Source organism: Amycolatopsis sp. PSD-21 (genome assembly GCF_055561455.1).
In genome coordinates this window covers 5,164,259-5,184,194 of the sequence record NZ_CM145712.1, presented here as the reverse complement: position 1 = coordinate 5,184,194, position 19,936 = coordinate 5,164,259, and the positions used below count along the sequence as shown (strand labels likewise).

The 19,936-nt window shown below is 68.2% G+C and carries 24 protein-coding genes; 11 read left to right on the top strand and 13 right to left on the bottom strand.

Annotated elements, in window-relative coordinates; translation table 11 throughout:
* Positions 1-7: 7 nt before the first annotated feature.
* On the bottom strand, positions 8-637 hold the full coding sequence (locus tag ACZ1DY_RS24475; protein ID WP_465480963.1) for a TetR/AcrR family transcriptional regulator: 630 nt from the start codon (positions 635-637) through the stop codon (positions 8-10).
* Positions 638-908: 271 nt separating this feature from the next.
* On the opposite strand from ACZ1DY_RS24475, the gene ACZ1DY_RS24470 reads away from it, so the two are divergent.
* The 7 genes from ACZ1DY_RS24470 to ACZ1DY_RS24440 all read left to right on the top strand — a co-directional run bounded on the left by ACZ1DY_RS24470 (position 909) and on the right by ACZ1DY_RS24440 (position 6,149).
* Positions 909-2,135: a sensor histidine kinase gene (locus ACZ1DY_RS24470; RefSeq protein WP_257486247.1), complete on the top strand. Its 1,227-nt coding sequence runs from the start codon at positions 909-911 to the stop codon at positions 2,133-2,135.
* Positions 2,132-2,566, top strand: a complete 435-nt coding sequence (locus tag ACZ1DY_RS24465; protein WP_005159022.1) for a roadblock/LC7 domain-containing protein — start codon at positions 2,132-2,134, stop codon at positions 2,564-2,566. The genes ACZ1DY_RS24470 and ACZ1DY_RS24465 overlap by 4 nt, the downstream gene beginning before the upstream one ends.
* A 19-nt stretch (positions 2,567-2,585) precedes the next feature.
* Positions 2,586-2,969 (top strand): DUF742 domain-containing protein, encoded by a 384-nt coding sequence (locus ACZ1DY_RS24460; protein WP_125683188.1) that lies wholly within the window; start codon positions 2,586-2,588, stop codon positions 2,967-2,969.
* Complete coding sequence (locus tag ACZ1DY_RS24455; protein ID WP_125683190.1) at positions 2,944-3,561, top strand: GTP-binding protein; 618 nt, start codon at positions 2,944-2,946, stop codon at positions 3,559-3,561. Before ACZ1DY_RS24460 ends, ACZ1DY_RS24455 begins: the two co-directional genes overlap by 26 nt.
* 25 nt (positions 3,562-3,586) lie before the next feature.
* Positions 3,587-4,813 (top strand): styrene monooxygenase/indole monooxygenase family protein, encoded by a 1,227-nt coding sequence (locus ACZ1DY_RS24450; RefSeq protein WP_257486248.1) that lies wholly within the window; start codon positions 3,587-3,589, stop codon positions 4,811-4,813.
* Between the two features lie 118 nt (positions 4,814-4,931).
* Complete coding sequence (gene ku / locus ACZ1DY_RS24445) at positions 4,932-5,786, top strand: non-homologous end joining protein Ku (protein WP_465480962.1); 855 nt, start codon at positions 4,932-4,934, stop codon at positions 5,784-5,786.
* Between the two features lie 150 nt (positions 5,787-5,936).
* Positions 5,937-6,149 (top strand): hypothetical protein, encoded by a 213-nt coding sequence (locus ACZ1DY_RS24440; RefSeq protein WP_126734587.1) that lies wholly within the window; start codon positions 5,937-5,939, stop codon positions 6,147-6,149.
* Positions 6,150-6,306: 157 nt separating this feature from the next.
* On the opposite strand, the gene ACZ1DY_RS24435 is transcribed toward ACZ1DY_RS24440, so the two are convergent.
* From ACZ1DY_RS24435 to ACZ1DY_RS24410, 6 genes are all read right to left on the bottom strand, one after another.
* The gene (locus ACZ1DY_RS24435) at positions 6,307-6,528 is read right to left on the bottom strand and encodes a DUF2795 domain-containing protein (protein ID WP_126734586.1); all 222 of its coding nucleotides are present in this window, start codon (positions 6,526-6,528) and stop codon (positions 6,307-6,309) included.
* A gap of 148 nt (positions 6,529-6,676) precedes the next feature.
* Positions 6,677-6,832: a DUF6131 family protein gene (locus ACZ1DY_RS24430; RefSeq protein WP_007034891.1), complete on the bottom strand. Its 156-nt coding sequence runs from the start codon at positions 6,830-6,832 to the stop codon at positions 6,677-6,679.
* A 318-nt stretch (positions 6,833-7,150) separates the two neighbouring features.
* On the bottom strand, positions 7,151-8,626 hold the full coding sequence (gene ahcY, locus ACZ1DY_RS24425; protein WP_257486251.1) for an adenosylhomocysteinase: 1,476 nt from the start codon (positions 8,624-8,626) through the stop codon (positions 7,151-7,153).
* A 245-nt stretch (positions 8,627-8,871) separates the two neighbouring features.
* Entirely contained in the window at positions 8,872-9,924 is a 1,053-nt protein-coding gene (locus ACZ1DY_RS24420; RefSeq protein WP_465480961.1) for a DNA polymerase IV, read from the bottom strand.
* 10 nt (positions 9,925-9,934) lie between these two features.
* Entirely contained in the window at positions 9,935-10,360 is a 426-nt protein-coding gene (locus tag ACZ1DY_RS24415; protein WP_465480960.1) for a YciI family protein, read from the bottom strand.
* A gap of 61 nt (positions 10,361-10,421) precedes the next feature.
* On the bottom strand, positions 10,422-10,688 hold the full coding sequence (locus tag ACZ1DY_RS24410) for a DUF3040 domain-containing protein (RefSeq protein ID WP_257486254.1): 267 nt from the start codon (positions 10,686-10,688) through the stop codon (positions 10,422-10,424).
* A gap of 255 nt (positions 10,689-10,943) precedes the next feature.
* On the opposite strand from ACZ1DY_RS24410, the gene ACZ1DY_RS24405 reads away from it, so the two are divergent.
* Positions 10,944-12,002, top strand: coding sequence for a cobalamin-independent methionine synthase II family protein (locus tag ACZ1DY_RS24405; protein WP_465480959.1), 1,059 nt, complete (start codon positions 10,944-10,946; stop codon positions 12,000-12,002).
* 23 nt (positions 12,003-12,025) lie between these two features.
* Here the strand turns inward: ACZ1DY_RS24405 and ACZ1DY_RS24400 are convergent, their stop codons facing one another.
* Together ACZ1DY_RS24400 and ACZ1DY_RS24395 are read right to left on the bottom strand one after the other, a co-directional pair.
* The gene (locus tag ACZ1DY_RS24400; protein ID WP_257486256.1) at positions 12,026-12,652 is read right to left on the bottom strand and encodes a LysE family translocator; all 627 of its coding nucleotides are present in this window, start codon (positions 12,650-12,652) and stop codon (positions 12,026-12,028) included.
* Positions 12,649-13,215, bottom strand: a complete 567-nt coding sequence (locus ACZ1DY_RS24395) for a GNAT family N-acetyltransferase (protein ID WP_192742069.1) — start codon at positions 13,213-13,215, stop codon at positions 12,649-12,651. The genes ACZ1DY_RS24400 and ACZ1DY_RS24395 overlap by 4 nt, the downstream gene beginning before the upstream one ends.
* A 51-nt stretch (positions 13,216-13,266) precedes the next feature.
* On the opposite strand from ACZ1DY_RS24395, the gene ACZ1DY_RS24390 reads away from it, so the two are divergent.
* Positions 13,267-14,052 (top strand): alpha/beta fold hydrolase, encoded by a 786-nt coding sequence (locus tag ACZ1DY_RS24390; protein WP_465480958.1) that lies wholly within the window; start codon positions 13,267-13,269, stop codon positions 14,050-14,052.
* A gap of 209 nt (positions 14,053-14,261) precedes the next feature.
* Here the strand turns inward: ACZ1DY_RS24390 and ACZ1DY_RS24385 are convergent, their stop codons facing one another.
* Both ACZ1DY_RS24385 and ACZ1DY_RS24380 read right to left on the bottom strand, forming a co-directional pair.
* A complete protein-coding gene (locus ACZ1DY_RS24385) occupies positions 14,262-15,077 on the bottom strand; it encodes a MerR family transcriptional regulator (RefSeq protein ID WP_465480957.1) in 816 nt (271 codons plus the stop codon).
* A gap of 45 nt (positions 15,078-15,122) precedes the next feature.
* The gene (locus ACZ1DY_RS24380) at positions 15,123-16,277 is read right to left on the bottom strand and encodes an epoxide hydrolase family protein (RefSeq protein WP_257486260.1); all 1,155 of its coding nucleotides are present in this window, start codon (positions 16,275-16,277) and stop codon (positions 15,123-15,125) included.
* A gap of 109 nt (positions 16,278-16,386) precedes the next feature.
* Here ACZ1DY_RS24380 and ACZ1DY_RS24375 point away from each other — a divergent pair, with 109 nt between their 5' ends.
* On the top strand, positions 16,387-17,718 hold the full coding sequence (locus ACZ1DY_RS24375; RefSeq protein WP_465480956.1) for an OFA family MFS transporter: 1,332 nt from the start codon (positions 16,387-16,389) through the stop codon (positions 17,716-17,718).
* A complete protein-coding gene (fdhD, locus tag ACZ1DY_RS24370; RefSeq protein WP_465480955.1) occupies positions 17,718-18,545 on the top strand; it encodes a formate dehydrogenase accessory sulfurtransferase FdhD in 828 nt (275 codons plus the stop codon). Before ACZ1DY_RS24375 ends, fdhD begins: the two co-directional genes overlap by 1 nt.
* A gap of 35 nt (positions 18,546-18,580) precedes the next feature.
* Here the strand turns inward: fdhD and ACZ1DY_RS24365 are convergent, their stop codons facing one another.
* Both ACZ1DY_RS24365 and sucD read right to left on the bottom strand, forming a co-directional pair.
* A complete protein-coding gene (locus tag ACZ1DY_RS24365; RefSeq protein ID WP_371878844.1) occupies positions 18,581-19,066 on the bottom strand; it encodes a beta-class carbonic anhydrase in 486 nt (161 codons plus the stop codon).
* A complete protein-coding gene (gene sucD, locus ACZ1DY_RS24360) occupies positions 19,063-19,935 on the bottom strand; it encodes a succinate--CoA ligase subunit alpha (RefSeq protein ID WP_465480954.1) in 873 nt (290 codons plus the stop codon). The genes ACZ1DY_RS24365 and sucD overlap by 4 nt, the downstream gene beginning before the upstream one ends.
* Between the last annotated feature and the right edge of the window lies 1 nt (position 19,936).

Below are 19,936 nucleotides of genomic sequence, written 5' to 3'. Positions count from 1 at the left end.
TCGGGTGTTACTTCTTGTTCGGGCCGGCGAGCGAGGGAATGCCCGCCGCGGCCTCGTGCAGGAGGACGTCGAGCGTCTCCAGGAACGGCCTGGAGCCCTCATCGATCAGCCAGCTGAAGAACGCGGTCTTCACCGCGGACTCCACGATCGCCGCCATGAGCCGCGCGTTCAACGCGTTTTCCGGGCCCGCGCCCGCACGTTCCAGGATGGCGTCCGCCAGCACCTGTTCGACCTTGGCATGCGCCTTGAGGAACTCGCCCTGCACGGACGGGTGCAAAAGCAGTGACCGCGCCAGCTCGACCGAGCCGCGATTCGGTTCTCCCAAGCTGCCGTAGGCCTCCACCGTCGCGGTACCGACAGCCTCCCACAGCGTCTCTTCCGAAGGCCGCGCGCGCAGCGCCTCCCGCAGGAGTTCCTGCCGTTCGACGATGAACGAGCAGATCGCCTCCTCCTTGCTGGAGAAGTAGTTGTTGAACGTGCGTGGCGAGACCCCGACGGCGGAAGCGATGTCCTCGACGCGGACCTGTTCGACGCCCTTCTCCATGGCGAGTTTGAGCGCTGCCTCGCTCATGGCGCGACGGGCCGCGCGCTTCTTGCGTTCGCGCAGCCCCAGCGGCGGGTTCGGGTCGGAGGACATGCGTTCAGCCTAGGGAAAAGTTGCGGGGCGCGCAAATTAATGCGCGGCACGCACTTTTCGGGCATCCCCCGTGGCGCGGAACACTCAGATGCAGCCGAATGGCCTAGCGCGCCGCGCTCACCAGCCGTAACGCGTTCGTGACCACGTCACTGCCAGCGGTTGAACGGAAACCGACTGTGGACACGGATAGTGACTTCTGCTTGCATGGCCGTCGTTGTGCTGGGGAGTGCGACACGGGTCCGGGTATGCGAAGAGAAAGAAGTGGAAGCACATGGTGACGCGGGCTCGAGGCTTGCTTGACCGCTCACGGGTTCTTCTGGACCGTTCCAGGGTCGCCGCGGCGCAGTTCCTCGCCGCCCCGCCCCGGCACGCTCCGTCGGCTCCGCCTGCCGAACCGGAGGTGGAGCAGAGGCCCGCCGTGGAGGCGCCGGACGCCGGCGCGCTCGCCGGGGTCTGCTCCAATGTCGCGCTGCGCGACCTCAACCTGCTCGACCAGCTGCTCGCGCAGCTGGAGACGATGGAGGCGGGGGAGGAGAACTCCGACCGCCTCGCCGAGCTCTACCGGCTCGACCACCTGGCGACCCGGTTGCGGCGCAACGCCGAGAACCTGCGCGTCCTCGCCGGCCGCGACGCCGACGACACGACGGCCGGGATCTCGTCCGTGCTCGACGTGATGCGGGCCGCGATGTCGTCGATCGACCACTACTCGCGGATCACCATCGGCCGGGTCGTTTCGCTCGGTGTGGTCGGTTTCGCCGCCGAAGACGTCAGCCGGATCCTCGCCGAACTGTTCGACAACGCGGCGAACCAGTCCTCGCCGAGTTCGCCGGTCAGCGTCAGCGCGCATCTCACCGAACAGGGCAGCGTGCTGATCCGCATCGAGGACGAGGGCATAGGCATGCCGCCCGAACGTCTCGCGGCGCTGAACGAGCGGCTGGCGGCCGGCCCCGTGCTCGACGACGAGTCCGTGCGGCATATGGGACTCGCGGTCGTCGGCAGGCTCGCCGACCGGCACGAGATCACCGTCAAACTCGACCGCCGCACCCCGCACGGCACGGTCGCGACCGTGCTGCTGCCGGTCCCGGTGGTGTCGGAACTGGCCGAGAAGCAGTGGTCCGGTTCGCAGACCGTCGTGCTGCCCCAGGCCAGGATCACCAACGGAGCGCCCGTGGGGACCCCGGTCGCGACACCGTCCGGCCTGCCGCGGCGCCGCCCGGCTCCTTCGGCGGCACCGGAACCGGAACGGAAGCCCAGCCCGCGTCCGCGCACGGCCTTCGAGCCGCCCGCCGACGGCGGCACCACGGCCAGCGGCCTGCCGCGCCGGGTTTCCCGCAGTATCAGGACTTTGCCCGACGAACCGGCCCCGCCGACCACCCCGCCCGCCGACGCGGCGGACGGGCACGAGGCGCTGCTGGCCGACCTCGATGCCTTCACCGACGGCGAGCGTGCCGCCCTCGACGACCGGCACGAGCGTGAGACCGGAGGAAACACCCAGTGACCGCCCAGGACGCGACCACGGATTTCACGTGGTTGCTCGACGACTTCGTGCGCAAGGTGCACGGTGCCAGCCACGCGCTGATCATGTCCGTCGACGGTTTCCCTTTGACCGCTTCGGAATCGGTGTCCAGCGACGACGCCGAGCAGCTCGCGGCCATCGCGAGCGGACTGCTCAGCCTCGCGGGCAACAGCGCGGCGCTGTTCGGCAAGGGCAACTGCGAGCAGATCATCATCCGGCTCACCCGCGGGTACTTCCTGTTCATGGGGATCGGTGCCGAGGCGGGGCTGGCGGTGCTCACCGAACCGGACTGCGACATGAAGGTCGTCGCCTACGAGATGACCCAGTTCATCACCAACGCCGGTCACGCGCTCACCCCCGAGGTGCGAGCGGGACTCCGGCAGGTCCTGACCGCCCGACGGCCGCAGGCCTGAGAATCCGGAGAAGGAAGGGATGACCGTGTCCAGCGACCAATCTCCGGACCGGCCCGTCAAGATGCGCAGCCGCAGAATCCGGCCGTACGCGCTGACCGGCGGCCGGACCAAGAGCAGCCAGCTGCTGCTGGTGGAGACCCTGATCTCGGTCCCGCGTTACGACCCGTCACTGGCCGAGGCGCTGATGCCCGAATCGCGCTCGCTGTACGAGCGCGCCCGGGATCGCTCGTCGATCGCCGAGCTTTCGGTGGGACTGGATCTGCCCCTGGGCGTGGTCCGGGTGCTCGTCGGCGACCTCGCCACCCAGGGCGCCGTCTTCGTGCACCCGACGGCCCACGCCTACAACCACGATACGAACGTGCTCGAGAGGATCCTCGATGGACTCAAGCGCCTCCCGGTCTGACCCCAGTCTGCTGGCGATTTCCGCCAAGATCGTGGTCGCCGGTGGATTCGGCGTTGGCAAGACGACCTTCGTCGGCTCCGTCTCCGAGGTCCCCCCGCTGAGCAACGAGGCCTGGATGACCGAAGCGGGCGCCGGCGTCGACGAGCTCGTGCCGCCCGGAACCAAATCCACCACCACGGTCGCGATGGACTTCGGCCGGATCACCCTGCGTGAAGACCTGCTCCTGTACCTGTTCGGAACCCCCGGACAGGCCCGGTTCTGGTTCCTCTGGGACGACCTCTCGCGCGGCGCGCTCGGCGCCGTCGTACTGGTCGACACCAGCCGGATCGACCAGTCGTTCGCCGCGATCAACTACTTCGAGAACGACTCCGAGCTGCCGTTCATCGTCGCGGTCAACCAGTTCGAGGGCATGCCGGTGCACGACCTCGAAGAGGTGCGCGACGCGCTGGCGCTGTCCCCGGACATCCCGCTGGTCACCTGCGACGCCCGCGACCCGAAGTCGGCGGTCGCGACGCTGCAGGAACTGGTGTCGCACACGCTGTCCCTCGCGGTGGTCTCGGGGCCTGGCCGCGAATTCGCCTCACTCAGCTGAACGGGTTCTGGGAGGAACACAGAGGATGCGCAAGGTTCTGATCGTCGGTGCCGGGCAGTCGGGGTTGCAGCTGGCCTTGAGCCTGCTCGCCCACGACTACGACGTCACGGTGATGTCGGCGCGGACGCCGGACGAGATCCGCTCCGGCAAGGTGATGTCGACCCAGTGCATGTTCCATTCCGCTCTGCAGCACGAGCGGGACCACAAGCTGAACCTGTGGGAGGAAGAGACCGTCAAGGTCGAGGGGCTCGGCGTTTCCATCGCGGGGCCGGACTCCAGCCGCGTGCTGGACTGGTTCGGGCCGTTGGAGCACTACGCGCAGTCGGTGGACCAGCGGGTGAAGATGGCCGCCTGGCTGGAGCTGGTGGAGGACCGCGGCGGCAAGGTCGTCATCCACGGCGTCACCACCTCGGACCTGGCGCCGCTGGCGAAGCTGTACGACCTGGTGGTCATCGCGGCGGGCAAGGGCGAGCTGGTCCAGCTGTTCGACCGGATCCCGGAGCGTTCGCCGTACACCGAACCCCAGCGCGCGCTTTCGCTCGCTTACGTGCACGGTGTCGAGCGGCGGCCCGAGCACCCGGACAAGGCGGCGGTGCGGTTCAACATCATCCCCGGTGTGGGTGAGCTGTTCATGATCCCCGCCTACACGCTGAGCGGGAACTGCGACATCCTCTTCTTCGAAGGGATCCCCGGCGGCCCGCTCGACTGCTGGGACGACCGGCCGACGCCGCAACAGCATCTCGACCGGATCTTGTCGCTGATGAAGCAGTTCCTCCCGTGGGAGTACGAGCGGTCCCGGAACGCCGTGCTGACCGACGACAAGGCGACGCTGGCAGGCGGGTACACGCCGGTCGTGCGGAACGCGGTCGGCAAGCTGGACTCGGGGACCGCGGTGCTCGGCATGGCCGACGTCGTGGTGGCCAACGACCCGATCACCGGTCAGGGCTCCAACAACGCGAGCCACTGCGCGGCGTCCTATCTGGACTCGATCCTCGAACGCGGCGACAAGCCGTTCGACGAGGAGTGGATGTCCGCGTCGTTCGAGAAGTACTGGGAGTACGCCCAGCACGTGACGATCTGGACCAACGCGATGCTGCAGCCGCCGCCCCCGCACGTGCTCCAGATCATCGGCGCGGCGGGGGAGAAGCCCGCCGTGGCGCAGCGGTTCGCGAACGGGTTCTCCGATCCGACCGACTTCCAGCACTGGTTCCTGGACCCCGCGAAAGCCGAGAAGTACCTGGCCGAGGTCTGATTCCGGGACCGCGACAGTCCCGCGATCGGGTTCGCGGGACTGTCGCGGTGCGCCGTTTCGGGCTACCGTGGTCACCGTGTGTGAGTACGGTCGGTGACGGCAGCGGAGGTGCGGCTCGATGCGTTCGATGTGGAAGGGCTCGGTGTCCTTCGGGCTGGTGAGCATCCCGATCCAGCTCTACGCGGCCACCGAGAACAAGAACGTCTCGCTGCGCCAGGTGCACGAGGCCGACGGCGGCCGGATCCAGTACAAACGGTTCTGCACGATCGACGGCGAGGAAGTGCCCTACGCCGAGATCGCGAAGGGCTACGAACTGCCCGACGGCGAGATGGTCGTGCTCACCGACGAGGACATGTCCGAGCTGCCGCTGGCGTCGTCACGGGCGATCGACGTGCTCGAGTTCGTGCCGCTGGAGTCCATCGACCCGATCCAGTTCGACAAGACCTACTACCTCGAACCGCAGAAGAACGCCGTCAAACCGTACGTGGTCCTGCGTGACGCGCTGCAGAAGGCGAGCCACGTGGCGGTCGCGAAGGTCGCCATCAGGCAGCGGGAGACGCTCGCGATCCTGCGGGTCCACAGCGATGTCCTGACGATGACGACGATGTTGTGGCCCGACGAGGTCCGCGTCCCCGATTTCGGGTTCCTCCACGAGGATCCGCCGCAGGTGCGGCCGCAGGAGCTGACGATGGCGGGTTCCCTGATCGACTCGCTCTCGGAGCCGGTGTTCGAGCAGGAGAAGTACAGCGATTCGTACCGCGAGGCACTGGAAGCCATGATCGAGGCCAAGGCCGCGGGCAACCAGACGACGAAACCGAAGTCCGTCGGCGCGAAGGCCGACGTCGTCGACCTCATGGAAGCCTTGCAGGCCAGCGTGAGCGAGGCGAAGAAGAGCCGGAAGCCCACCGCGGCGAAGAAAGCCACCGCGGCCAAGAAACCCGCGTCGGCCAAGCGAACCCCGAAGAGCGCCTGACTCTCCTTTGTGGACGGTTGTGCCCGGTCTCACCGCACCGGGTGCTCCGACACGCCGCGCGTATGCCGGAAATTGTCGCCCCTCGGTGGTAGTAAGGCAATCGAGGAGAACTTTTCCGAAGCGATCTTCGACCTGATCGCGGGAGGCGGCATGAACATGGAGTGCGCGTTCTGCGCCGGCGAGCTCGACCACTGCCACGGGACCCTGGTGGTCCACGTCGACGGTGGTTTCACCGAATGCAGCGAAGACGGCTGCGTCGACCTCGACTTCTCCCGGCACACGCTGACGATCGACTGCTTCGACGTCGACGGCGGCTGCTCGTGCGCCGAGATGGCGGCCCAGCTGCTGCTGCGGGCTTCTTGACCGGCGGCCAATACACCAGTCCGGCCCGATTCGGGCGTTCGTGCCCGATTGCCACTCGAAGGTGTATGCGTTCGTGTACATCGCGGCCGGGAATGTGTTAACTATGACGGGGTCCTCCGGCTCTCCCTCCCCCTCGGAGCCGGGGGGCCCCTTCATGTCACGGTGCTTCCTTCGCGGTGTCGTGGATCGGCGCCCCGTTGCAGGAGCGGACGGCCTCCCAGACGCCGTCCCCGTCCGCGTAGTCGTCGGCGGGCAACGTGCCCAAGGGGCCCAGGACATCGTCGCCCGCCCCGGCCGCCGCGGCGGCCCGTAGGAGTTCGTCACGTCCACACGGGTACTTCGCGTCCGTCAGGTACGGGCGGGGGTCCATCCCTGCCATCGGCTCTCCCTCCTTCTCCTCGTCCGGGGTGGATACCCGGCGGGCGGAGTACGAAAACGGCCCGGGCACCCGGCGTGAGGGGAACGCCGGGTGCCCGGGCCGTTTTTCAGCGCGGTACCGGGGGCTCGGTACCGGTTCGGTCCGGTGCTCAGTACCAGTGGGCGCGACCGCCGATGGCCTTCCCGGTGTTCCCGAGAACGGCCAGGATGATGCCGATGACCGCCAGCGCGATCCCGATCGAGTACAGGACCGGGATGCTGGCGATGACACCGACGACAATCAGGATGACGCCGAGAATGATCACGGGAACACCTTCTCCTTCGTAGTCGCCCGGTCCGAGTGCTGCCGGGGTGTGGCTACTGGAGGGATTCCCGCCTCGATCGGGGCGAAAACAGGTCCATCCGGCGCAAGTTTTCACGCATTCGGCCTAATGGCTGCCCGGCCTCGTGAGTGGCTAGGACGGCTGGAGGCGGCACGACTGCGCGTGAAGGCCCCCTTCCCTCGGCTCAGCCGAGGAAACTCGACCTTCACACCTTTCCCGGTCCGTGAAGGCCTCCTTGCCTACCCTGAGGGGAGGGAAGGAGGCCTTCACCACCTGTGGGACCGCTACGGTCGCTGAGCCTCAGTACCGGTAGTGGTCCAGCTTGTACGGGCCCTCGACGTCCACGCCGATGTACTCGGCCTGGCGCTTGGTCAGCTTCGTCAGCCGGACGCCCAGCGCGTCGAGGTGCAGGCGGGCCACCTTCTCGTCGAGGTGCTTCGGCAGCACGTGGACGTCGGTGGTGTACTCGCCCTGCTTCGTGAACAGCTCGATCTGCGCGATCGTCTGGTTGGTGAAGGAGTTCGACATCACGAAGCTCGGGTGGCCGGTCGCGTTCCCGAGGTTCATCAGCCTGCCTTCGGACAGCACGATGATCGAGTGCGCCTCGCGGTCCGCCGTCGCGGGGAAGACCCACTCGTGCACCTGCGGCTTGATCTCGATCTTCTGGATGCCCGGGATCTTCGCGAGGCCGGCCATGTCGATCTCGTTGTCGAAGTGCCCGACGTTCGCGACGATCGCGTTGTGCTTCATCTTGGCCATCTGGTCGGCCATGATGATGTCGAAGTTGCCGGTGGTGGTGATGAAGATGTCGCCGCGCTCGACGACGTCGTCGAGTTCCACGACGTCGAGACCCTCCATCGCCGCCTGCAGCGCGCAGATCGGGTCGATCTCGGTGACGACCACGCGGGCGCCCTGGCCGCGCAGCGATTCCACGGCGCCCTTGCCGACGTCGCCGTAGCCGCAGACGACCGCGACCTTGCCCGCGATCATCACGTCGGTGCCGCGGTTGAGACCGTCGATGAGCGAGTGGCGGATGCCGTACTTGTTGTCGAACTTCGACTTCGTCACCGAGTCGTTCACGTTCATCGCCGGGAAGAGCAGTTCGCCTTCCTTGGCAAGCTTGTAGAGCCGCTTGACGCCGTTGGTGGTCTCCTCGGTGACCCCGCGGACCTCCTTGGCGATACGGGTGAACCGGCTGGTGTCGCGACCGAGGCTTTCGCGAAGGGTCTCCAGCACGAGGTGGTACTCCTCGGGGTCCTCCTCGGTCGGCTGCGGTACGGCACCGGCCGCCTCGAACTCGACGCCCTTGTGGATCAGCAGGGTCGCGTCGCCGCCGTCGTCCAGGATCATGTTCGGGAGGCGCCCGTCACCGAAGTCGAAGAGCTGGTCGGTGCACCACCAGTACTCGGCGAGCGTCTCGCCCTTCCACGCGAACACCGGCGAACCCGACGGCTTCTCCACGGTGCCGTCCGGGCCGACGACGACGGCCGCGGCCGCCTCGTCCTGCGTGGAGAAGATGTTGCAGGACACCCAGCGCACCTCGGCGCCCAGCGCGACGAGCGTCTCGATCAGCACGGCGGTCTGCACGGTCATGTGCAGCGAACCCGCGACCCGCGCGCCCTTCAGTGGCTGCGAGCCGGCGTATTCGCGGCGCAGCGCCATCAAGCCGGGCATCTCGACCTCGGCGAGGCGCAGCTGCTTGCGGCCGGCCTCGGCGAGGGAAAGGTCGGCGACGGCGAATTCGATCCCGTTGACCTTGGACAGGGTCGGGCTCATGGGTTCTCCAATCATCAGGAAAGGCAGGGTGGAGCGGTCCTTTTCGCCGGTGGCGGGAAGGACGACGTCAGTGCGGGGGTTTCAGTGCTCGGCCTCGAAGACCGGAAAAGGGTTCGGACGCAACAAAGGCACCTCCACAGTGGGAGGCGCCCTTACGTCTGTCGCGGCGGGCCGAGCGTGGCGGAAGAATTCCGTCGCAGCGCCTCTCGACCCGGAACCAGAATGGCAAAGCGCCGCGAGCGCTGTCAAGGCGACGCGGATCGCTCCGCGGTCGAGGGGAATTCGGCGCGGACACCCAACAGGCGGACCGGTCTGCCGAGGTCGAACATGCCGAGAACGGCCAGCGCCGCCTTCTCGATTTCGGCGGGGTCGGAGGTCCGTGCGGGCAGGGTCATGCTGTGCGTATGGGTCTGGAACGGGGCGAACCGGACCTTGACCGCGACCCGCGCGGCGGGCCTGCCTTCCTCGGCGACGTCCTGTGAGACACGTTTCGCCAGCACGACGACCTCCGCGGCCATGGCCTCGGGATCGGAGATGTTCTGTTGAAAGGTCGTCTCGCGGCTGCGGGATCGCGCGACGTACGGCGTCGCGGTGACCTCGGCGTCGCCGATCCCGCCGGCGAGGATCCGGTACCAAGGGCCGAGTTTCGGGCCGAACCGGGCCGCGAGGTCCGCCGGATCGGCGCCCGCCAGTTCCAGCACGGTGTGGTAGCCGGCCTCGGCGAGCTTCTTCGTGGTCTTGCTGCCGATACCCCACAGGGCGTCCGTCGGCCGCTCGGCCATGACGTCCCACCAGTTGTCCTGGACGAGCCGGAAGATCCCCGCGGGTTTGGCGAATCCGGTGGCGAGTTTGGCGCGCAGCTTGTTGTCCCCGATGCCGACGGAGCAGGAAAGGCCGGTCTCCTCGGCCACTTGCCGCCGGATGTCGGCGGCGAGGGCTTCGGGATCGTCGGTGGTGGCGCCGAGGAACGCTTCGTCCCAGCCGAGCACTTCGACGACCACGGGGAATTCCCGCAGTACCGCCATCACCCGATCGGACACCTCTTGGTACGCGGGTGCGTCCGTGGCGAGGAAGATCGCGTCAGGGCAGCGTTTCGCGGCGGTCCGCAAGGGCATCCCGGACTGGATGCCGAACTCCCGCGCCTCGTACGACGCCGTCGCCACGACGGCCCGTTCCGTGGGATCGCCCGTGCCGCCGACAATGACGGGCTTACCGCGCAGCTCAGGCCGCCGGGCGACCTCGACCGCCGCGATGAACTGGTCGAGGTCGACGTGAAGTACCCACTCCCCGGCGGCCATGGAACCGAGCTTAGGACCGTTCGGCGATCTCGTCGCGCATCCGCTGCTCGTTCTCCTGGAGCTCCGGGGTGAAGTTCTCGCCGAAGTCCTCGGCTTCGAGGATCTTGCGGACCTCGAGCACGGTGTCGCCGGTCGGGGGAGTGGGGCAGCGCTTCGCCCACTCGATCGCTTCGGCACGCGAAGGGACGTCGATGATCCAGAAGCCGCCGACGAGTTCTTTGGCTTCGGTGAACGGGCCGTCGGTGACGGTGGCCCCGGCCGCGTTGAGTGTGACCCGTGCGCCCTTCGCGCTTTCCTGCAGGCCTTCGCCACCGACCAGCACCCCGGCGTCGAGCATCTCCTGGTTGAACTTCGCCATGGCGGTCAGAGCCTCCATCGGCGGCATCTTCCCGGCTTCGGAATCCTCGTCCGCCTTGATGATGATCATGAACCGCATGCGTCTTCCTCCCAGTGAACCGGACGTATCGCCCGGACTCTACCGGTGGACGGGAAGACGATCAGGCGCGCCCGAACCGGGAAAGATGGACGATCACCGCCGCGGTCACGGTGATCATTCCCATCAAGAGCAGGGCCGGGCTGTTCACCACGATGCCGAGCAGCATCAACAGTCCCGCGGTGATGTCGAGGCTGAGGACGAGCGCCAGCCGGAGCAGCGGTGGCCGGGCGGGCCTGCCGGACCGGAGTTGGGCGGCCAATGCCGGCTCGGTGAGCTCGAACCAGCGCTCGATCTTTTCCAGCTCTTGCCGATCATGATGGCTCAGCATCGGTTTCTCCTTCGGCGCGCCCCGGCCGTCGACATCCACGGAATACCCAGGGGGAGGGCCGGATAAGCATCGAATTTCGCCGACCTTCGTATAACGACCTATACGGGTCGCCGTCGAAGATTCTTCGAAGCCCTAACCATTGCGCCATTGGGGGTTTCGGCACGCCGAAAGATCGTCAAGGAGGGGAAAGGCTCGGTAGTTTCCACGCTTGTGGCCAGGGCGGCCGCGGCAGCGCCATCTGGGAGGACGCGAGCGATGACCATACCCACCGAACCGATCGGCAGTATTCCCCGTCCCGGCTATCTCGTCGAAGCGCTCGGTGAGTACGCGGCGGGGCGCCTCGACGCCGACGGACTCGGCGAGTCGCAGGAAAAAGCTCTCGTGGAGACCATCGAACGGTTCGAGGCGACCGGCTCGCCGGTCATCACCGACGGCGAACAGGGCAAACCGAGTTTCGCCACGTATCCCTTGGCGGGCCTCGCTTCGCTGGCGTCGGACGGCGTCGTCATCCCGTTCGCCGACGGGCACACCCGGCAGCTTCCGAGGCTGACCGCCGGGCCGTTCCGCTATCAGACCTACGCCGACAGCTATCTGCGTGCGGCCAAGAAGTACGCGACCCGGCCGGTGAAGCAGGCGGTGATCGCGGCTTCGGCGATCAGTCTCGTCTACCCCGGTGAAGAATTGGCCGGATACGACAAGGAGCAGTTCATCGCCGACCTGGTGAACGAGGCCGAGGCCGACATCCGCCGCAGCCTCGACGCGGGCGCGGACAGCGTCCAGATCGACTTCACCGAAGGCCGGCTGTCGCTGAAGCTCGATCCGTCCGGCGGTCTGCTGAAGTCCTTTGTGGACTTGAACAACACCGTACTGGACCGGTTCTCGGAGGAGGAGCGGAAGAAGATCGGCGTGCACACCTGCCCCGGTGGGGACCAGGACTCCGTGCACAGCCTGGACGTCGACTACGCCGGCCTGCTGCCGACGTTGTTCGAGCTGAAGGTGGGCAACGTCTACGTCCAGCTGGCCAGCGAGCCGGATCCCGAGCGGGCACTGCGGGTGATCGCCGAGCACGCCCGCCCGGAGCAGCGGGTCTTCGTCGGCGTGACCGATCCGATCGACCCGCGCGTCGAAACCGCGGAAGAGGTACGGGACAGGGTCCTCCAGGCGGCGCGGTACATCCCGCCGGACCGGCTGGGCACCTGCGACGACTGCGGTTTCTCACCGTTCGCCGACGACACCTCGACGTCGCGGGAGATCGCGTTCGCCAAGATCGCCGCCCGCGTCGAAGGCACGCGCCTCGCCGCCGAATCCCTCTGACGCCGGGTGATGGGCGCCTTCGGTCAGTTCTGCACCGCGACCCGGATGCCGAGGCCGACCAGGAAGGTGCCCATCACCGCGTCCATCGTGCGACGCACCCTGCCGGAGCCGAAGAACCTCCGCAGCGAACCGACCAGCGTCGCCAGGACGAAGGTCCAGACGACGGCGACCGTGGTGGCCAGCACGGCCAGCTGCAGGGTTTGCGCGGTCGAGGCCGAATGGGGGAGGAACTGGGGGATCAGCGCGAGGAAGAACATCGCGACCTTCGGGTTGAACAGGTTGGTGAGCAATCCCTGCCGGAAGGCCTCCTTGGGCGCGACGACCGGTGCGACCTTGTCCTTGAGTTCGCTGTAGTCGCCGCGGCGCACCGCCAGCCACGCCTTGACACCGAGGAAGATCAGGTACGCGGCGCCGATCAGCTTCACCACGGTGAAGGCGATGGCCGACGCGGTGAGGATCGCGGCGACCCCGAGCGCGATCGCGACCACCCAGACGAAGACGCCGAGCGCGATCCCGAGCCCGGCGGCGATCCCGGCCTTGCGCCCGCCGAGGATCGCGCTGCGGGTCACCACCAGGAAATCCGGGCCCGGTGCCATCGCGCCGAGCAGGCAGATCAGGACGAACGAGAGTGCGGTGGCCCCGGAGATCATGTCCGGATGCTATCCGGCTCGTCGATGTCCCTGGCCATCACGGCGCCCGGTACGTCGACGCCGTCGGGCGTCGTGACGGTCACCCGTTCGACTTCGGTGAAGCCGAACGACCGGTAGAGCGGAACGCCGGGCAGGGTCGCCGTCAGGGTCAGCGAGGTGAAGCCCTCGGCCTTCGCGGCGAGACGACAGGACTCGAGGATCGCGCGCCCGAGACCGCGGCGGGTCCAGTCGCCGCGGACGAACATGGCGCGCACGCGCGCGGGTTCGGTGGCCGGGTCGAGCGGACGGTCGTCGTCCGACGCGTCGCCGGCGCCCGCGTGGGTCTTGTTGCGTCTGCTCCAGCCCCCGCAGGCGACGATCTCGCCGTCCGCCTCGTGCACGAAGTAGGTGCCGTCTTCGATCAACCGGAGGTCGAGGCGCGCGATGTGGTCGGCGGCGCTCGCGGTCTGCCGCTCGTCGTAGAACCGGGGGAACAACTCCAGCACCGAGGCCCGCATCAGCGCCGCGATGGCGGGAGCGTCGGCGAGGGTGGCCGTCCGCTGCGGAGGCGTGTACGTCGTCATGTCGCGGAAGATAGCCAACTGCCGTGGCTCCGCCTACCGGATAATCACGTGATGATCACCGACGACGGCTGCGAGCTGTGGACCTCGGCGACCGGCCCTGGCGAACCGATCCTGTGCTGTCACGGCGGCCCCGGTCTGTGGGACATGTTCGGCACCCTCGATCTCGGACCGCGTTTCCGGTTGATCCGGTGGGATCAGCGCGGTGCCGGGCGTTCGGAAGCGCGTGGCCCGTACACCCTCGAACGGATGGTCGCCGACGTCGACGCCGTCCGCGAGTGGCACGGCCTCGACCGCGTCCCGGTTCTCGGGCATTCGTGGGGTGCGCATCTCGGTCTCCTCTACGCGCTCGCGCGACCGGAACGGGTGAGTGCGCTCGTGTACGTGTCGGGCGTCGGGCTCGGGCACGAATGGCACGCGGAGTTCAAGCGGAACTTCGAGCGGGTGGCGGGGGAGAAGCCTCGCGACGACGGACGCGAACGCGCGATCTGGCAGTGGACGGCCGATTTCGTGACCGACGGCGCGCGCCATGCCGAAGCGATGGCGACGCCCTGGTTCCGGGTGAACTACGAGGCGAACGCGGCGCTCAGCGAGGAGATGCGGACCGTGCCGGAGCGGGAGCTGATCTCGGCCTGCGAGTCGCTGCGGGTGCCGACGCTGATCGTGGACGGGATGGCCGACAACCGGCCCCGGTGGGCCGTCGACTCCTTGGAGCGGGCTCTGCCGTCGGTGCGGCGGGTGCGGTTCGAGGAGGTCGGGCACGTGCCGTGGCTGGAGGCGCCGGACGAGTTCCGTTCTGCCGTGGTCGACTTCCTGACCGCCCAGCCTTGTTCGGGATGAAGGGGAGTTTCCCGCAACAGAGGCGGGCGAACGGGTTGCGAAAGCCACTTTCGCAACCTTCGACGTTGCGAAAGTGGCTTTCGCAACGTCGGATCGGCCGGACGCGATGCGACCTCCGGCGCTGGCGGAGGCGTGTCGCGAAAGCCACTTTCGGGACATCAGATGTCCCGAAAGTGGCTTTCGCGACGCCGCTCATCGACTCATGACGGTCAGGCCTTGGTGATCGGCTGCTGCAGCTCGGTGACCCATTGGTCTCCGTCCTCCGGGCATTCGAGGTAGAACTCCCGCGCCGGGCCGCTCGCGCGGTACCCGTGGGCGTCGACCCACTTCGCCAGTGCCTGGTAGCTGGGGAGCACTGTCTCCATCGAACCCCGGTGCAGGATCGTCGCCGCGGTCGCGACTTCGGCGAGACGGACCGTCGAGAATCCTTCGGTGCCATCGGTTTCGGCCGAGATCGGGACCGCGGCGTGGATCAGCACCCGTTCGCCGTCTGCGTCGTCTTCGTAGTAGGCGATCAGCGGCCCGGACGGCGTGATCGGGCCGAGCGCGCCGAAGAGCTCCTTGTAGAGCCCTTGGACGACAGGCCCGATCTCGTTGTTCACGTAACCGCTCGCCGTCCCGGTCAGTTCGGCGACGCGCACCGCGGGCAGGCTCTTGACCACGACGTCTTCGGAAGGCATGGTTCCCTCGCTTTCGATCGACCGGAGCCTCGCTTCGACGGCCTTGAGCCGCGCCTCGTCGGCCTCGATGGCCGCTTCGAGTTCGGCGCGGCGCAGCCGCAGCATGCCGCGCAATTCGTCCGCGCCGATCTCCGCGTCGAGGATCTCCTGCACCTGGGTGAGGGTGAAGCCGAGATCCTTGAGCGCGATCACCCGGTTGAGCCGGGCCAGCTGCTCGCCGCTGTAGGACCGGTAGCCGCTGAACGGGTCGACGTGGGCGGGGCGCAGCAGCCCGATGGCGTCGTAGTGACGCAGCATCCGGACCGACACCCGGCCGTGTTTGGCGAAATCTCCGATACTGAACATGACGCCTCCCAGCGCACAGCCTGACACGGTGTCACAGTCAAGCGGTCACCGCACGAGCCGGAAGAACGACCGCACCTCCTCGGTGAACAAGTCGGGCTGTTCGAACGCCGCGAAGTGGCCGCCCCGGTCGAGTTCGTTCCAGTACCGGATGTCGGTGAAGCGGCGCTCCGCCCAGCGGCGGGACGGGCGCGGGGTCTCGCGCGGGAAGATCGAACAGCCGGTCGGCACGGTGATCGTGTCCACAGTGGACTCGGCGAACCAGCTCGACACCTCGGCGAAACTCTCCCAGTACAACCGGGCGGACGAGGCGCCGGTGCCCGTCAGCCAGTAGAGCGTGATGTCGTCGAGCATCGCGTCGCGGCTCAGCGCGTTCTCCGGATGGCCGTCGCAATCGGTCCACGACTGGAACTTCTCGACGATCCACGCGCACAGCGCGACGGGTGAGTCGGCCAGCGCGTAGCCGATCGTCTGCGGCCTCGTCGCCTGCTGGATCGCGTAGCCCGAGCCGTCGGCCTTGGCTCGTTCGAGGTCGGCGAGCGATTTCCGTTCGGATTCGGTCAGCTCGCCGAACGTCGCCGGGTCCGGCGCCGCCAGCGGTGGATTGAGATGGATCCCGGCCAGCCGCTCGGGCGCCGTCCGGCCCATGAGCGTGGTGATGCTGGTGCCCCAGTCGCCGCCTTGGGCGCCGTAGCGCTCGTATCCCAACCCCTCCATGAGGCGGATCCACGCGTCGGCGATGCGCTGGATCGACCAGCCGGCCCGCGTGGGTTTGTCGCTGAAGCCGTACCCGGGCAGGGACGGGACGACGACGTGGAAGGCGTCCGCCGCGTCCCCGCCGTGGGCGACCGGATCGGTGAGCGGGCCGAGCACGTCGAGGAACTCGAAGACCGAGCCCGGCCAGCCGTGCGTGAGGACCAGCGGCAGCGCGTCCTGATGTGGGGAGCGGACGTGCAGATAGTGGATGCCGAGTCCGTCGATCTCGGTCCGGAACTGGGGGAACGCGTTGAGCCGCGACTCGGTTGCCCGCCAGTCGTAGGCCTCCGCCCAATAGGCGCACAGTTCACGCAGGTAGGCGGCGGGTACGCCCTGCGACCAGTCGTCGACGGTCTCGTCTTCCGGCCAGCGGGCACGGCGGAGCCGATCGCGGAGGTCTTCGAGATCGGCCTCCGGGATCCGGGCTTGGAACGGCGTGCTGTCCATGCCGGCTGACGCTAACGAAGGGGTCCGACAATTCGTGGACTTCCGGCCGCCCGAATGCTATAACCAGACTACATACTGTATACAATCTGCCGTGAGCGGGGTGGGACCCATGCCCGATCCTCGAATCCTGCGAGACCACTACGGCCGCCGGTACCGCGTCGGCGAAAGCGACGTGGACCTGATCGGCAGGCCCCGGTCGTGGATGCTCTGGCTCTGCTGGACCGCGATGTTCGCCGCCGGGATCCAGCAATACGGCTTCGGCGTCGTCGCACCGGTCCTGATGGACACCTACGGCTGGACGTTCCCCGAGGTGATCGCCTCCTTCGCGCTCTGGACGGTGTGCCAGGCGTGCGCGGTGTACCCGGTCGCCCGTCTGCGCGAGCGCGGGATGTTCCCGCCCTCGGTCGCGGTGATCGCCGGCGGAGTGCTCTGTGCCACCGGGATGTTCACCCTGGGGCACGCGAACAACCTGGCCGCGATCTTCATCGGCTACTCGGTGCTCGGCGGGATCGGGACGGGCGTCGTCTACGCGACCTGCGTCGGCACGGTGATGAACTGGTTCCCCGATCGCGTCCCGGCGCGGGTGGGCGCGGTCAGCGGCGCCTTCGCCTACGGCAGTGTGCTTTTCGTGCTGGGGGCGGGCTTCTGGCTGTCGGAGGCCAACCGCCGCCCGCTCCTGGACGTCGTCGCGGTGGCCGTGCTCATGATGATCGCGGGTACCGCGGTCCTGCTGCGCGATCCGCCGCCCCGGTGGTGGCCGGAGCGGCCGGATCCGCGTACGTGGGCGGCAGACAAGGTGCGCAACCCCGGGGTCGCGGTGAACCGGCCCGCCCTGCGCGAGTACCGGCCGGGGGAGGTGCTCCGCTGTCCGACGGCGGTGGCGATGTACCTCATCGTCGTGCTGGCCGCCGCGGTCCTCCTCTTCGACGTCGCCTACCTCGCGACTTTCGTGGCGGCGCAGGGAGGCGGGCCGGAACTCGCCGCCGTCGCGCTCGCGGTGCTCGCCGGGGTGACCGGCGCGGGACGCGTCCTGCTCGGCGGGCTGTCCGATCGGCTCGGCAGGCGCCGGATCCTGCGACTGGCACTGGCCACCGGTGGGATCGCGCAGTTCGTCCTGCTCTACTCGGGCGATCACGCGGTAGGGCTCGTCGCCGGTGCCGCGCTGGCGGGGCTCGGGAACGGGAGCTGCTACTCGCTGCTGGTGTCGCTGGTCCGCGACTACTTCGGGGAGGAGTCGGCACTGCAGAACTTCGGGGTGCTGTACAGCGCCAAGGCCGTCGGCGCGTTGCTCGGAGTCGGTCTGGCCGCGTTCGTCGTGTCCACGCACGGGTATCTCGGCGCGTTCGCGGTGGCGGGCGCGCTCAGCGTCCTCGGCGCTCTGCTCGGCGGACGGATTTCCCAGCCGGGACGGCCGAAGTCGTTGCTGCCGGCGATCCGCTGATGGGCCGGGTGACGACCAGACGGCGCGTGGTCCGCGTCGTCGAAGGTGTGCCGGGTGCCCGCCCGGACACGCTGACCGTCGAAGAGCCACTGGAGATCCGCGTCGGCGGGAAGCCGTTGACGATCACGATGCGGACCCCCGGGCACGACTTCGACCTCGCCGCCGGATTCCTTGTCGGCGAAGGGGTTTCGCGGTCCGCGAAAGACATCCACTCGATCCGCTACTGCGCGGGCGCGACCACCGACGGTGGCAACACCTACAACGTGCTGGACGTCGATCTCGCCGATGGCGTGGCTCCGCCCGATGCCTCCCTGGAGCGGAACTTCTACACCACGTCTTCGTGCGGCTTATGCGGAAAGGCGAGCCTCGACGCCGTGCGGACCACCGCGACCTGGCCGGTGGACGGCGACGATCTGGTGATCACACCGTCCACAGTGGCCGAACTGCCGGGCAGGCTCCGGACGGCGCAGCTGGTCTTCGACCGCACCGGCGGGCTCCACGCGGCCGGGTTGTTCGGCGCCGACGGGGAACTGCTGTGCCTGCGGGAGGACGTCGGCAGGCACAACGCCGTCGACAAGGTGGTCGGCTGGGCGGCGCGCGACGGGAGGCTGCCGTTGTCCGGGACGGTGCTGATGGTCAGCGGACGGGCGTCGTTCGAACTGGTGCAGAAGGCGGTGATGGCCGGAATCCCGCTGCTGGCGGCGGTTTCCGCGCCGTCGTCACTGGCGGTGGACCTCGCCGCGGAGATGGGCCTGACCCTGGTCGGCTTCCTGCGGGGCGCCTCCATGAACGTGTACACCCGCCCGGACCGCCTCGGCCTGTCCTGACTGCCTGCATCCAGAGGACTAAATGCATAAGGGAGCTAGGAGACCTCGGCGAGCTTTCCTGTCCGCTCGTCGTACACGAAACCCCGAACCGAGGCGGTGTGCAGGAGGAACGGTGACGTCCGCAGCCGGGCGATGCACTGCCGGACGTCCTGTGCCGAATCGGTGAACGTCTCCGCCGCCCACGGCGGCCGGATTCCCGTGCTCGCCTCTATCTGCCGGGCGAAGTCGGTGTCGGTGAACGTCCGCATCCCGCAGTCGTGATGGTGGATGAGCACGATTTCGCGGGTGCCGAGCAGCCGCTGGCTCACCGTCAGCGACCGGATCGCGTCCTCGGTCACCGCGCCGCCGGCGTTCCGGATGACGTGTGCCTCGCCCTCGCGCAGCCCGAGCAGCCGGTACACGCTGATCCGCGCGTCCATGCACGCCACCACCGCGATCCGCCGTCGCGGCCGTCGCGGCGCCGCGCCCATGATCTCCTTGTAGCCGCGCGCGTTCACCAGCAGTGCGTCGATCTCGCTCACAGCACTTCCCGCACGAGCGCCGCCGTCTCGCTGGGGGTGCGGCCGACCGGGATGCCCGCCGCTTCGAGTGCTTTCTTCTTCGCCTCGGCGGTGCCGCTCGATCCGGACACGATCGCGCCGGCGTGCCCCATCGTCTTCCCCGCCGGTGCGGTGAACCCGGCGATGTAGCCGACGACGGGTTTGCTCACCCTCGCCCGGACGTACTCGGCCGCGCGTTCTTCCGCGTCGCCGCCGATCTCGCCGACGAGCACGATCACGTCGGTCTCGGGGTCCTTTTTGAACTCCTCGACGACGTCGATATGCGTGGTGCCGATGATCGGGTCGCCGCCGATGCCGACACAGGTCGAAAAGCCGTGGTCGCGCAGTTCGTGCATCAGCTGATAGGTCAGGGTGCCGGATTTGGAGACCAGCCCGATCCGGCCGGGTTTCGTGATCCCGTCCGGGATGATCCCGGCGTTGGACCGGCCGGGGCTGATCACGCCGGGACAGTTCGGCCCGATGACGCGGGTCGGACTTCCCTTGGCATGGGCCCAGAAAGCGGCCGCGTCGTGCACCGGGACACCCTCGGTGATGACCACCGCCAGCCCGATTCCGGCGTCCACGGCCTCGATGACGGCGTCCTTCACCGCGGGCGGCGGCACGAACAGCACCGACACGTCCGCGCCGGTCGCGCCGACGGCTTCCGCGGCATCGCCGAACACCGGCAGGGCGCGCTCACTGAGGGAGACCTCCTGCCCGGTCTTGCGCGGGTTGATCCCGCCGACGACGTTCGTTCCCGCGGCCAGCATGCGCGCGGTGTGTTTGCGGCCTTCGGCGCCGGTCATGCCGGCGACGACGATCCTGCTGTGTTCGTCGAGGAAGATCGCCATC